Genomic DNA, 14,628 nt, shown 5'->3' with positions numbered 1-14,628 from the left:
AGTTAATGCCCGCTTTAGAGTAAATAATTCAATCGAAACTAAATGTCGGTTACGTCTGGTTATCGCTTATTGTCGTCTTTTGAATCTCTATGCTCCAACGACCACTTTAAGCTAAGATGACAGGCACTAGGACTAACTGAGGCAATTATATTTCGTATAGGTATTCCCAAGAATTTTTGTTTTTATATTCAATCAAATTCAAATAATCTTGGGTCCCCCAGAAAAAATCACCTATTTTAAATTCGATTCAGCAACATACTGTGTTTTAAAGTAACGCAGGCAATCCGCTACTATTTCATCTAGCAATGACTCTTCAGAATCCTTTTTGTCAGAAGATTGATTTTTTCTTAACCGCTCTAATTCACTTTCTATTGTGCCCGATGGATAACGCTTAACGAGAATTGCATGAGCAACATCTTCACCAATGGCCTTCCCTAGCTCGCGACGCACATAGTCATCTTCCTGTATCGAGTTTATACGCCATAAGAAAGAAGGGCTAACTGTCGACATAAGCGGATGCTGTACTACCCCACGTTTCGTTTTAAATATATTCAATGACATAGCACCTGCTGCACTTGGGGAGCGCATTTCATTCGCCAATATATATTCAAGAGATGGTTCTAAAGCAAATTTCTTCACAATCTCTTTTACGTTTGAGCTATTCCCTGCACCTAGGATTGTAAGTGTGTTGGCTAATTCAACGATATCGTCGGGGATTGCCTTAACTAGCTGCGTTGCTAATACAATGTCGATACCGCCTTTACGGCCTTCCAGCGTCATTGTATTGAGCATTGATTCAAAGGTAGGTATGTTCCCTCCCCTGTGCAATTCATCAGCACAAAAGCGCTTTGCTAAACGCCGTAAACGTTTGACCTCTTCGGCATATATGGCTTTAGCATCAATATCGAAAGTACCGACTGTCGATGGGATTTCCTTTAACTGGTCTGGATATAGGGTGATATCTTGCATCAATAAATTGGAAGCGAGAGTATAAAATACCGCATTCTGCTTTAGAGCTGCAGGCCCCTTCCCTCGGGTCACATCATCCAAATCAAGACTAATGATTTTTGCGCCTGACAAGTTCCACCTTGTTCGGCCTGACAGGATTGGATATTGCTCCATAGCTGCCTGAATTTTTCGACCGATATAGGCCAATAACGACTTGCCTTGAGGCGTTAAGTCTTCCCCGAATTCATGAATTAAGCTCTCATCATTGGTGAGCATAGCGAGATAAGGTAAATCGGGTACTGCTTGCTGCTGAGCCAACATTGAGGCTTTGCTTTTTTCTAAATATAAGAAGTCTGCTACGTCCCACCATAATACAAGTTTGCGTGGGGTATCAAAGAAGCCTAAGCGCTCTAATTCACTATCCACTTCCTTTATAACGTTTCTGCGATAATTTAGTGCAGTACGACGGTCTGCGGTTTTTTTGTATGCTGTTGTGATCAATGTATTGATGATGGCCATCGTTCCGTCATGAGGTAAATCTTTATCATCCGGAAGTGTTAGCGTAGTAAGCATGTCCTTAATGAAACCAATTTGAGTAGAGGTAGGACGACGCAACACTGGCAAAGTATCTAGAATATTCACCATGTATTCCACCGTATTTTGTATACGGTGGAATTGAGCAAGGTGAGCTTGGTTTCTGGGTAGTAAGCTTTTTACGTATGCAATAAACCCTGCTGAGGTATACCCGATGTCGATTTGTCTTAGGTAGGCAAGCTCTTTAAAATCCGGATGCAATATTAATGAGAAGTTATCGGCTGCTAACTCCCCTGATTTACCAAATCCCATTGGGCCCAAAATGACCTTTAACCAGTAGTTCATTTGTTTAGAAAAAGGCTGCGTAGGGAAAAGCTTACCATTAGGTGTTCTTAATAAGCGTGAACCTGAATCCCAAATTGAAGCAGGTTGGCTAAGGGGCATTATCTGTAAGGTTTCATTCAATTCATAGGGATTCGCTGCGGCTACTTTTCCACGAGATAAACCAGGAATGCCTGATATGTATGTTTCAACGGGATCACCTTCTACGTTCTCACATTCAACCTGCCCCCAATTTGAAAGGCGCTTGATAATAACCTCGCGTTGACGCTGTGCTTCACGCTCACTTTCACGTGACCATGTTGCCAAATGAATTTTAAGTGAAACAAACTCGGCATTGGCTTTGTCTTGTAAATTATAAAGGGCCTCTGCAGCACCACTCATTTGACTATTATGACGTTGAAAAGATAACAGGTTAGCAAGGGTTGAGCGCCAAGCTAATAGACCGGAACTTGAGGCGCTTAAGTCAAAGGTGATCCGGTATGCGATACCTTCTGACTTCAACTCGTTAAATAACTGTGCAAAAGGCACGGCGCGTTTCGGTAATAGCTTTACAGTAAATGGTGTGATGAAGACATTTCCAACTTGCATAGAAGTATAGGTCAGTCGTTCACACATCCTGGGTACTAACTGGTCTTTAATTAGGGGAGTGCCGAGAGAAGAATAATCATCACTCCCACTTTTAGGAAGTCGATGAGTGTATCCATCACCCTGTAAGCGAGCGGCCCAATTTAAGTCAGTAAACTCACTGTCGTAGGCATTTCGCATTGTGTATGCAAACTCGTGAACAGTTTGCAGATCTATCCAAATACCTGCATGGTCAAACGTAGCAGACAAAGCTTTTAACGTTGCTTCATGTCGGTGCGCGTAAAAACTAGCTTCATGCAAGAGGCTCTGCGCGTTACGCATAGATAGCGCATCTTTTGTCTTTAAGTTTATTAACTCTTTAAGCTGAATGCGTTCTTCTTTGGTGAGTGAATGAAGTGTGGTTCTAACGACCAAAACATTGGTTTCTGTAGAGCAATACTTTTCAAGTGCATCCACCTGCTCATCGACAAACTGGGTATCAATGAAGCCTATATTTTTCGCGGTTTCACGTGCCTGTTTACCAAAAGCTGCTTCGATGCTTTCTCGCGTTTTATCGTGGTCATGTGTGAAAGACCATGTGAGCTGAGTATCCCCACGAGAAAAATAGCTCTTAAGGCCGAGCTCTAACTCTTTCACTGCATGGCCATATTCTTCCGTTTTCATTGCTTTCGTTGCGCCACGTACCGTGAAGGCACTTACTAATGAGCCATCATCCATAATAAACGTATGTCGGTCATGCTTTGCATCGATAGAAACAAAATCAGTAGGGGATTGCGCTAATACGTGGCTGGAAATAAGTTGAAAAAAATTATCGGCATTTGCCAGCAAACGATCCGAAAACGTTTTTCTATATTGATGGAACATATTAAGTCCTATTACGAGGTATGGGATTTCCAGAAAGAGTAGATGCGTCTGAAAACCGAAAAGTTAGGCACGTAGGTGATTTTTCCAAAAAGCTTTTGTTTTTGGGTATCACTGATTGGGGGCAAGTATTCTAAACAGTTCGCAAAACCTTCAACGGTTGAAGGCTCTTGCTTTGATAAAAATTGGAATTGTGAATATTCTAATTCAGACTTTAATAATCGCTCATAGGTCTGGGAAGCTACTTGTTGGCGTGGGTCATCATCCGAAACCATGATAAAGCCGATTTCACGGCACAAGTTAGAAACATCAGATTGAGACATATCGTTTGTGGCTATGAGAAATCCGTGGTCTTGACGGTTCATAATAGCCTGTTGAAGTTGTTGAGAGGCGGCGCAAATAGCGCAATACACCTCTCCATTGATGACCTGCATATAACCGCTAAGAACCGCCTTGCTCGGCATTGCTTGGAAGCCACAGCACTTGCATGTGTGGTTACTAGCTTTAAGAGTTTCCCACACCGCATTGTTCACGGTGTAATTCATATCACTAGGCAACGCTATAGTTGGGCGATTATTAGCTATCATAGGGACTATTCTCTGATGTAACCTGAAGAAGTTGCCGCCTCAGAACCACCCAGTAACGAGGTATTTAAGGCTAAGATAATAGCTAAAGGACTAAACATAATAATGCCGATGATAATCTTACCCACGGCCATTAACTTAGAGTCTTGAGGATTTTTAGATAGTATTGTGCTCAAGGCAGAAATAAAAATAATTAGCCCCCATAGCGCTATGCCACCGGTTATAACAATTGTTACTATTTTTAATAGGGTGTTCCAATTTGTTTTAATTTCATCTGCAGAACTTACATCTGCGGCTTGAGCCATACCAATGTCTGTTGCAGCAATAACGACTGTTGCAGCCGCTTTTTTGTACCATTTTTGTATTGTCGACATCTCTATTCTCCAAGTTAGTCGAGTGTGAAATAATTTGTGCCAATGGTTGAATAACCGAATAATCCACCAAACACGTTTGCTAAAGTTGCTATTCCAAGAAGTCCGATACTGAGTATGTACATTCCGATTGATTTACTTACCCAACCTTCTTTGTGATAAATCAGGCCATTTTTAACGGTATTGAGAGTGCTGAATGATAGGAAATACGAGAACAAGCGGAGGTAATACGTTACGACATAAAATGCTACATCTGCGGCATCTTCACTCGATTGCTCTGAGTATGAAGACAAAATTGAATAGTCTACTGAGCTTTCCAACAGTGAGGCTACGCCCACCCGAGATAAAACCCCAGTTGAAAACATCATAGAGCCGACCACCGCAATCATCACGCATGTGCCTTTCGATACATGCTGGCCCCCAAGCTTTCCAGATTGATAAGCAGACAGGGCAACAGCAAATGTCACCAGCCCAGACAATGCGAAGAAACCACGCGTTATGTGGTAAATCGCTGGTACTAGGCTTCCAAAATTGTTGATGACTTCAACTGCGGTTAACATGTCTTACCCTTTCGCAATCGAACACTGTTCAGTAACGATAGTTTTGCTCTCTTCAATCATATCGAGCACTCTTCCACACTGAGGCACATCAGTACCGACAACCACAGTGACTTTTTTATGGGTAACGGGGCTTACCAGTACGGCAATTTTCTTATCGTAGTTAGCCGCCTTGTTCACCCATGGGACTTTGATAGTCACGGCAGGCGTCTTCGATTTGGCTTCTGCAATACGCTGCTCATCCATAGCTTTTTGTTCTAATTCGGCCTTCATCAGCATGTGTCTATCATCAAGACTGCTAATGTCCTTACCGTTCTCTTTAACCGCATTGGTAACTTTAGAAAGGCTAAAAATAATGTCTGACATTCGGCCTTTTATGTCACTGATATCAGCACCGTAGTCTTTGCCAACATTCATGACTGGCGCTTGTTTTTTCACATCACTTAAGCGAGCCAAGTCCATTGAAATCTGTGTTAGCTTAGAATTGATAATCATTAACGCTTGTTGGTTTTGGCTCGCCATGTTTAATGCAGTCGCTGCTTGTTCACTCACACTGCCAACGCTTTTTAACGCACCTTGCATGTTGTTGAGCTGTCCATTTATGGTAGAAATCTGCTCATCTTTTTGGCGGCTCAGTTCTTCTAGCTTGGTGTTAAAAAGCGTGTTTTTAACTTCCCCATTTTGAAGGGTTGGGAATTTACCGACGAAGTTTTCAATATCTGCACTATCGAAGAGGAAATAACTACCCGCTGCTGTAATGACGACCGCCGCAACCAGTGCTCTTTTCAAAGTAAAAATTTTCTTCTTTGGTTTATAAGGGCCACTAACCTTTATCGGTTCAGGCTCTGATTCTGGCTCAGGCGGCTCTACTTCAGAAACTGTAGGTGTCGCACTTTCTTCGCTGTTGGGCAAAGCATCCTCTAACTCTTCATAATTAATGGCAGACATAGCACTCTCCGGATTTGTAATACTGATGACTTTACGAACCTAATTAGGCGATGGCAAAATCTAAACATTGCCATATCAGGAAAGTAGGGAAATGACGCCCCAGTAGGGAAATAGGGCGTTTTTTTAGTGGTATAGAGGCTGAGTTAGTTTAATAACCAACTCGGTTTGAGCGGGAATAGTCACTGTTACAGGACGATTAACTCGTGAGGTCAAAAGCGGTAGAAGCGTATTGCCTGTCTCAGCTACGCCTTTAACTGCAATTTCACCATAATTAAGTCCTTTAATAACGCGGACCGTTGAGGTTGATGTGCCATCTGTAGTGGTTTCTGTTTCCGAATCTAATGAATCGGTAATTCCATCACTAACTCCAGCACCGAAGCTCGCTAAAAACAAGCTGCCATATCGGTACATGAAATGAGTATCAACTTCTGCAGCGCCTATCGCCGCACTTCCGGTGGCAGGATCTAATCCTATCCCCGATAGCGCGAAGCAATCTTGTTTAACAGGGCATATTCTATTAAAAGCCAGTACGGCATTGTCGTAGCGTAATTCCACTTTTGCGTATGCAGTTGCTAGGTACACAAGAGAGCCACGCTTTCCAGAGAGTATGGACACTTCCAACTCGTCATTAAGGTCAGAATTCATCTGTTGGGTTGTTACTGCATAGAGGTTATCCCCTGCGCCGAATAGCAACTCACGATTATCTTCGCCCCCAGCTTTCCCCTTGGCATTAGGCTGTTCATTAGAGTCTCTATCCGTATCACCCGCATTTGCGGTTTTTGGTGTACTCGATGTGCTTGAACCTAAGTCAGCGATTTCAGACACCGATGTATAAGTGGATTTTGCCGCACTCTCAATAGAGGTAATCTCGGTATCTAAAGCGGTTGAAAGTTTATTATATCGCGCAATTAGTCTTGCCCGCGCAGCGTTGCTGGCTTTGGTCAAATCAACGTCACGCTTAGGTGTTACTGAGGCCTCAGTAGTACTGTTAACATCGACTTGAGCTCGCGCTACTTTGTCGCTGGATTCAGCCCCATTGCTCTGAGTGATTTGAGTCACATTGCCCTTTGGTTCCGCGACACCGACCAATATAGGGGGTGTTGTCGACGCCTTCGGTTTTTCAAGTACAGTAGAAAGGTTCTCGACCTTGATAGGCTTATCATCAATGAGTATTCGTTCATTCTTGCTATCAACAATGTAGCCTTGTGCATCGGTACCCAATGCTTGCCCACGATAACGGAGTGAACGACCACGGCCATCGACTAACTTTCCTTGTTTGTTAATGCGAATAATATCTTCACCATAATTTACTAATCGACCTTTACCATCCACCACGACTCCATCTTTAGTGCGATAATAGCTAGTGCCAGGTATTGGGATTAGTTCATCACTTTTCGATGCAAGAACACCTTCAGTAGTAAGTAGCTCGCCATCGGACGATGTAAGTAACGTACCTTTTGATAATTTGCTATCGCGAGAAATGAGTTTGCCTGAAGATGATATAAGAACACTATTACCTTCTGCATCTCGAATAGGCTTACCATCTGGGCCAACTAATTCGGATGTTTGCGGGTCAACCAACACCGGTTGTCCGTCAATTAGATAAGGTTTTCCTTTTTCATCAACGATATGCCCATCACGCGATAGGTACATGTCGCTATCACCAATTCGCTTCATTAATGATGTTACCGGCTTTCCATTTCCGTAAAGTAAGACGCCTTCACCATTAGTAAATAGCGCTTCTTCAATGACATTACCTTTCGCATCGACAAACTCCCCCTTATCATTGAGTTTGATTGGCATCCCGTCCTTATTTTCTATTCGCTTACCGTCTTCGGTATATAGATATCCATCAGCTTTGCGAACAACACGTTGGCCATTATGTAATAGCGGCTTACCATCTTTTCCAATGATATAACCATCTTGCTCTGTGAAATCACCTAGCTGTCCGTTGCCGCGTGTTTTGAAGTTACCATTCATCACTGGGCGCCCAGCACTATCACCTAAGCTAACGGGGTTGCCGGCACTGTCTACTACTTGGTTATTTTCATTTAAACGAAGCGGTAGACCGTCATCGCCTACTAACTCACGGTCAAATTCATCGACGAGTATACCATCAGGTCGAACGTGAACTTTACGCCCATTGAAGTAAACTGCTTTACCATTTTCCGTAAGTAATTTCGTTGGACTGGCAGAGTCTATGTCTTGATTAGGTACCAACTCCCCTAACTTATTCTTCAACAAAGGCTCATCGATTTTCTGACCATCAAAAGTCGTTAGTTCACCATCAGCGCTAAGCTTTACCGCTTTGCCGTCTTTAGTTGTGACCACATTATCGTTTTCATCTACTAACGTGCCATCAGCTCTTCTAAACACTTTTTTATTGTTGTAGTACAAAGGCTCGCCATTACGCGTAACGGCTTGTAACCCTCGTTGCTTGTCTATGTTCGCAAAGCCAGTTTTAATATTATCGTTACTCACAAAGTTGCCCTTGGCATCTGTGAAGGTAGGCAGTGGCACAATGTTATTGCTTGAGTCTAACAGTCGCCCTTTGGCATCAAGGTGTAAGGCTTTACCATCAGCGGTTAAGATAGGGTTATTATTTTCATCAACAATAGTGCCATCGGGGCGTTGATAAACTTTCTTACCATTGTAAAAAAGTGATTGACCATCTTTAGAAAGTCCGGTCAGTCTTTTAGCTGCTACACTTGTGTCAATATCACTTGCATTGAGGGAGTTACCGTCTTTTGTACTGAGTTTCATATCATCGATGGCAGTACCGTCTTTCGTCACTAATCCTTTGTCAGCATCAAAGTAAATTACTTCTCCATCTTTGTTGGTTATTTTACGGCCATTCTCATCAACTAATGAACCATCTGAGCGCATAAACGAACGCTTCCCATTTAGGTATACTTGTTTACCTTTAGTTGATAAGGGTATCGACGTTGTTACATCTTTTGAGTTTATGCGTTTACCTGATGAATCTGTCATCGCCATATCAGTGACAACTGCTCCATCTTTTGTAACTAAACCTTTCTCAGCATCAAAGAAGACTATTTCGCCATCTTTATTGGTGATTGGGTTGCCGCTTTCATCTACTAATGACCCATCAGGCTGCAAAAAAGCTCGCTTTCCATCTACAAAAACTGGCTTTTCATTCGCTGATAACGGGATTGATGAAGAAACATCTTCTGGGGACACTTGCTCACCAGCACTGTTCGTCATTGCAATATCAGAAACAGGTTCCCCATGTTGTGTGACTAATCCCTTCTCTGGGTCAAAGAACACAACTTCACCGTCTTCATTGATAATGGGTTGACCGCTTTCATCTGCTAAAGAACCATCTGGGCGCATGAAAGCGCGTTTACCATCAACAAATACTGGCAGACCGTTAACGGATAGCGGCATTGCAGTGTTGACAGATTTAGGTGCAATGCGTTGGCCAGCTGCATTTGTCATTACAAGAGCACTAACCTGGCCGCCTTGTGTCACTAGCCCTTCCTCGGGATCAAAAAAAACAACTTCACCGTCTTTATTGGTAATAGGTTGACCGCTTTCATCTACTAATGAACCATCTGGCCGCATGAAAGCGCGTTTACCATCAACAAATACTGGCTTGCCGTTGCTCATCAGTGGAGCAGATGAGCGGTCGAGTTCGGCCACAGATACTTGGCCACCAGATTGATTGGTCAGTTTGATGCCTGAAACCTTTTCACCACTAGCTGTTACTAAGCCTTTGCTTTGATCGTAATAGACAAGCTTTCCATCTTCGGTGGTAATGACTTGGCCATCTTCATCCACCAGCGAGCCATCCGCTTGTCGGAATACTTTCTTGCCATCAATATAAACCGGCTCGCCATTCGCAGTTAGCGCGGTAACATCGCCATATACTCCACGCCCTAAGCGAGAGCTTAATGCTTTATGTTCTTCGCCATGTTCATTGATAACCTTGCCAGTAGCGCTATCTATCTTCAAAGCAGAGCCAAAGGCATCTGTTACGGCCGTACCATCAGCATAAATAAGCTTATTGCCACGTTTGTAGACTGGCTTACCATTAACTAAGATAGGATTACCCTGACTATCTAGAAGGGGTTCAACAGTTTCAAATTGGTTGCCCACCCGCGTACCATCATTGACTGAAAACCCTTCCAGTACATCAGGCTTTCCAATTTCATCAGTGATGACACCACTGTCTTGAAGATACAAAGCGGCCCCACTGTCATTTGTCACGGGGGTGTTATCAGCATAAACTAGTCGACCATCTTCACGTCGGTAAACCGCTCTGCCATTATGTAGAAGTGGTTTACCTTCTGCTGTAAGTACGACACGCTTATTATCGAGGCTAGGAACGCTGCCGCTCTGCTTCACCACCGCACCTGCCGTGGTGGTAATTGCCACGCCTAATTTAACTGGGCGGCTATCTTTGGTGACAAACTCACCTGCTTCATTAATATAAACACGCTCACTATTTTGGTCGAGTACGACTTCATCATCATAGGTACGTAGGCCAATTGAGCCATTTGGTAGGAAGGTATTAAAGTCAAAAAATATGTCTTTATTGGCATAATATTTAAGAGGTTTGCCATCTACTGCGCTAAGTAAGCCATCCGATGTGTGGTAGACATCGCTAGCGCCACGTTGTGTAAGTTTACCCGTACGTGTAATCAGATGACCAAAACGGTCATACGCTGCGCCTTGAGAGTTTTTAAGTAAGCCAGATTGAACACCACCCAACCCAATATCTACGCTAAGTGCTCCTTGCGAGTCAATATTTACAAGGGCATCTTTATGGTTGACAAGGTTTTTGCCTTTAACCAGCAGTGCATCCCCTACACTGACTGTTACCAATTCACCGTATGAAGCAACACCCCCACCGAATCTATCGAGTAGATTCATTTTTTCATCAAGGTATAAGTCGCTATTTTTGATTCGATTAATGGTGAGTAATGGCTGTGTTAATTTCCCATGATTGTCGATTAGGATGCCATCGTAGCTAAACAGAACGCCGAGCGTTTTAAATACATCGCCTTTAGAATTAGTAATGTACCCGTTACGGTTTTGCGCTACGGTGTCGTTTTCCCAGCGAATGGGTATACGATTCAAATCAACTAATTCACGCTCTCTGTTGCGGAAAACAAATAATCCGCCATGCATGATAGGTTTGGCATCTACGGTGGCGAGTTGACCTTCTACAGTGAGGTAGATATCCGTTAATGCTTCTTGTTGCATATTATCTGGGCGACTAGCGATTTGACCGTTACCTAAAATGATATGGCCTTCTAGGGTCAATAGTGCCCCTTGCAATGGGATGTTATGGTTTTCAGAATCAATAAATGAACCATCAGTAGATAAGAAAACAGCGCCAACATGCGGCAGGGTAAAAAGTGAACCATCAGCTTTTTGCAGTGCGCCGTCATCACCCAACTTCACATCTTCACGTAAGAACCTGTAGTTTCCACTACCATCTTCATTCACAAGGAAACGGTTAGCATTGATATACACATCGCTTTGGCCAACCCTACGCACTAAGGTGTTACCTTTAAAATCCACACCTGCCCGGGCGAGCATTTCTTTAAACTGTGCATCAGACATTGGCTCACAACCACAAAGGCCACCATCAATCTTTTGATCACTTCCTGCATTAGGTAAATCATCAATGATGAAAGGGATTTGCATGCCGCCTTTTACTTTGGAAGCTCTTTCATAATCCGATTGGTTTTGTTCGTTGATAGAATTGCGATATGCATTATCGTATTCAGCGCCCGATTTTGCTTCGCCAATACTTTCACTAAAAGCAACCTTACCTTGTAATGCATCTTCTTCATCAGAGAAAAAAGAGAGCACAAACAAGGCAATTACCACCAATAGAAAGGCCGTTGCTATACCCAGTAAAATGACTGCCCATAGTGGACGCTTATGCACAGAGGCAAGCCCCTGACGGAATTTAGTAACTGACTGTTTGAGCATTGTTTTCTACCAACTTATTTTTATAAATACGGACCATGATTTGGTTGTTGTGATCTCCTACCATGGTGATGGCCGGAAGGTATCTCATTTTGTAGGCTTTATAGCCCCCTGTGCCTGCTTGACCATCTTGGGCTTCAGGCACGCGAGCGTGATAAGGGGAACGCACGTAAAGGTCAACGCCATGCAACCAAGCACGCACTTTTGGATTATCAGTTTGAATTTCTCGGTAGGCCTCGGGTAAATCAAACCCTCCCATGGCAATAGCTCGCATTACTTTGTCGTTGGACATTAAACGTGAGCCACGTGGGGTATATTGTTGCTGGGTATTCGGGCCAATCTTTGGCATTTGTAGTAATGGTATGGGATAAAACTGCGTGGTACTGGCGAGAAGCTGCACGTTAATCACATCATCAGAACCTTGGAGCATTAAAGTAAGGTTTGTTCCACCTACTCGCTGATCGGTTGTTAATTTCAATTTAGATTGGAGTGCATCGCTTAATACCGGCGCCTCTTTTTTATCTTCATCGTTTCCTTTTGAATCGTTTTCTTCATCAGTTTGCCCACCAGAACCAATAAAAGTAGCCACAAATTCGGCATTACCTACCGATTTGTATTGAATCGGCCATGGTGCTCCATTGGCATCTACAATTGAAAGGTGTGAATCCCAACCAGGCGTAACGTAAATTTTAATCGGTGGCGAGGCTGGGTCTTGGGATACGGGCAGAATGTCGAGTAGCGCTTTAGGGGGTGGCAGGTCTTTAACTGCATCAAGGTTTTGTTGCTCAAGCTTTAACAGTAAACGCCTTTCTTCTGGGCTTAGAATTTTCTTCGATTTTATCTTTTGTTCTTTTGCCCACTCGAGTAATTCTCCATCTGTTAAATCATCAATGGTATCAGCATCAGTAGTGTGCTGAATTAACCCGTCTGGTATTTCCGCTTTTTCAGTTGAAGAAGTTCGACCAACAGCTAAGGCCGCAGGTACAACCAACACGCTCGCTAAAGCAAAGTAAATAATGGATAGTTTCATCGTGTTTTTACTCCCAAAGGCTCATCCGCATATTCAGCTACGGCTAACCTATTAGAGTTCTTAGCGCGACTTACTCTTTGTAACGTTATATGTGAGCGTAAACTTGTACCAGCTGATGTATAAGAGCCGCCACCGACATACCATTTAAAATCAACTTCAAGCTCCCATGAATTGCCATCTTCTGACTTATCGACAATAACGGGGGCACTGGCCAACTCTGCCCACGCCATTTGAATGCCATCTTCAATGCGCTCTATAACTTGCGAACGTTTTAAAACAAACATGAAGTCTTCAAAGGCTTTTTTATCTACGAAGTCTTTTTGGAATGAATCTACGTGGCGTTCCCAATCCTTTGTCGAGTACAGGTGAAACTTACGAACTAATTCAGCGGTAACTTCCATAACTTGCGCGTCCGTGACATTAGGTACGGTAGTTTCCGCAAGCTCAACAATTCGATTGTCGCTGTCTATGCCATAGGCCAGTTCTACATTGTCACGATTTGCGAGAGTCACTACGCCATAAGTCAGAACCATGCCGACCATAAGCGATAACGAGATACCACCAAGAGTCGCTTTAGTAAGTATGCGTAACGACCTATTCCTATTGAGAATGATATCTCCTGGCATTCCAACATTTTTATCCCATAGGACATTCTTGTTGGGCTCTTTCAATAGCGTTAGCAATTCGCTATCTAAGTCACGCTCTTCTGTATTACTCATCGTGATTTCATTCCTAGACTATAAATTTGTAAACCGTTGATATTGACTGCACGGGGAACCTCAATCAGTGTGAGATAGGCTGTGCCGCGCCGAATGGGGTCAGTACCAGATGGTGTTTTAAGCGACTGTAGAAAAGCCACTTTGATTTTGTAATAGTTCACGCCATCCTCTTCATATACTGCGCTTATGATGGGTTGCTGAGAAGCTGCGGATGAAGCTGAAATAACTAGGTTATTAGCGGCTATCCATTGCAATGAGCCTTCTGTTTCATGACTGCCCATAAGCGGCTCAAGGTAATCTCGTTCATAGATTTCTTCTGAATAAAAAAGCCTTTTGCTGTTCTCTAAATCGAGCTTGATTTGAGAGAAGTCGATCGACATCACTTCTGCCGTATATTGCCTAGCAATATTTTTAACGATTGAAAGTGACATCGGTGGGCGATAGATAGGCGTGAGGGTAATTGTTTCGCCATTTGGTTTTACAAAGCTTGGTTCGTCATAGTTAATCTTGGTACCCAAGTCGACAATCTTTACCCCTAGCCCTATAAGAATCGCTATGACCGCAGCGAATATGAAGGCGTACTTTCGACAGAGATTGGTAAACATGACATCTGAATTGCGCTCAATATACTCAGCCAATGTCTTATCAACGATCACCGGCTTCATTCAGATACATCCGCATTATTTAATTCAGTGATTTGTGTTTCGACCATCACGCCGATGATACTTTGTAGGTATTTTTCAGCTGCTAATAAACAGGCTTTAATTTCTTGGCTTTCGCGGCGTTTTAACGTTCTAGACAGGTCAATGTCTAGGCCGATTTGGTTAGGCACAATAAGTACCTTTGCATGTATTTCCCCTTCAAATTCAGATGAAGTATTTCCCTCTCCCGCTATTGCTACCTGATGAAGATTTTCAGATACAGCGCGAAGTACATGAAGCTTTGTAATGAGGGGTTGCTTCAAGAATTCGTCGCTTAATTCTGAATGACAAGAGAGCTGTCCTTCTGGCCCTTTTGATATACAAACTGAAACATTGAATTGCTGCATTACCTACCCCTGTGAAGTGTTCGTGGGGTGTATGTTCCGTTTCTGAAAGTCCCTTGCCAATCTGTTTCCGGATATCACGACATTTAGTTTTCGTGGCAGAGGTATTGAGCCCGTTAGACTGAAAAAAAACTTATCGA

10 protein-coding genes are annotated in these 14,628 nt (G+C 43.1%); all 10 read right to left on the bottom strand.

Annotated features, from left to right (window positions below):
* Nucleotides 1-231: 231 nt before the first annotated feature.
* The 10 genes from AVL57_RS20240 to AVL57_RS20195 all read right to left on the bottom strand — a co-directional run bounded on the left by AVL57_RS20240 (nucleotide 232) and on the right by AVL57_RS20195 (nucleotide 14,491).
* Complete coding sequence (locus AVL57_RS20240; RefSeq protein ID WP_061093700.1) at nucleotides 232-3,273, bottom strand: putative type IV secretion/conjugal transfer ATPase; 3,042 nt, start codon at nucleotides 3,271-3,273, stop codon at nucleotides 232-234.
* 11 nt (nucleotides 3,274-3,284) lie between these two features.
* Nucleotides 3,285-3,857, bottom strand: coding sequence for a hypothetical protein (locus AVL57_RS20235; protein WP_061093699.1), 573 nt, complete (start codon nucleotides 3,855-3,857; stop codon nucleotides 3,285-3,287).
* Nucleotides 3,858-3,862: 5 nt separating this feature from the next.
* A complete protein-coding gene (locus AVL57_RS20230; RefSeq protein WP_061093698.1) occupies nucleotides 3,863-4,228 on the bottom strand; it encodes a hypothetical protein in 366 nt (121 codons plus the stop codon).
* 14 nt (nucleotides 4,229-4,242) lie between these two features.
* Nucleotides 4,243-4,785: a hypothetical protein gene (locus AVL57_RS20225; protein WP_061093697.1), complete on the bottom strand. Its 543-nt coding sequence runs from the start codon at nucleotides 4,783-4,785 to the stop codon at nucleotides 4,243-4,245.
* Nucleotides 4,786-4,788: 3 nt separating this feature from the next.
* Nucleotides 4,789-5,730: a hypothetical protein gene (locus tag AVL57_RS20220; protein WP_061093696.1), complete on the bottom strand. Its 942-nt coding sequence runs from the start codon at nucleotides 5,728-5,730 to the stop codon at nucleotides 4,789-4,791.
* Between the two features lie 123 nt (nucleotides 5,731-5,853).
* Nucleotides 5,854-11,697, bottom strand: coding sequence for a TraB/TrbI/VirB10 family type IV secretion system protein (locus AVL57_RS20215; protein WP_061093695.1), 5,844 nt, complete (start codon nucleotides 11,695-11,697; stop codon nucleotides 5,854-5,856).
* Nucleotides 11,675-12,724: a DotH/IcmK family type IV secretion protein gene (locus tag AVL57_RS20210; RefSeq protein WP_061093694.1), complete on the bottom strand. Its 1,050-nt coding sequence runs from the start codon at nucleotides 12,722-12,724 to the stop codon at nucleotides 11,675-11,677. Before AVL57_RS20210 ends, AVL57_RS20215 begins: the two co-directional genes overlap by 23 nt.
* Nucleotides 12,721-13,443: a DotI/IcmL/TraM family protein gene (locus tag AVL57_RS20205; protein WP_061093693.1), complete on the bottom strand. Its 723-nt coding sequence runs from the start codon at nucleotides 13,441-13,443 to the stop codon at nucleotides 12,721-12,723. Before AVL57_RS20205 ends, AVL57_RS20210 begins: the two co-directional genes overlap by 4 nt.
* Nucleotides 13,440-14,108 carry a hypothetical protein gene (locus AVL57_RS20200; protein ID WP_061093692.1) on the bottom strand — a complete coding sequence of 223 codons (669 nt, stop codon included), beginning with the start codon at nucleotides 14,106-14,108 and terminating at the stop codon, nucleotides 13,440-13,442. Before AVL57_RS20200 ends, AVL57_RS20205 begins: the two co-directional genes overlap by 4 nt.
* Nucleotides 14,105-14,491 (bottom strand): hypothetical protein, encoded by a 387-nt coding sequence (locus tag AVL57_RS20195; protein ID WP_061093691.1) that lies wholly within the window; start codon nucleotides 14,489-14,491, stop codon nucleotides 14,105-14,107. The genes AVL57_RS20200 and AVL57_RS20195 overlap by 4 nt, the downstream gene beginning before the upstream one ends.
* Nucleotides 14,492-14,628 lie beyond the last annotated feature (137 nt).

It is taken from the genome of Alteromonas stellipolaris, from assembly GCF_001562115.1.
GTDB lineage: Bacteria > Pseudomonadota > Gammaproteobacteria > Enterobacterales > Alteromonadaceae > Alteromonas > Alteromonas stellipolaris.
Note: the sequence above shows the minus strand (reverse complement) of the source record. Positions and strands in the feature narration are given on the sequence as shown.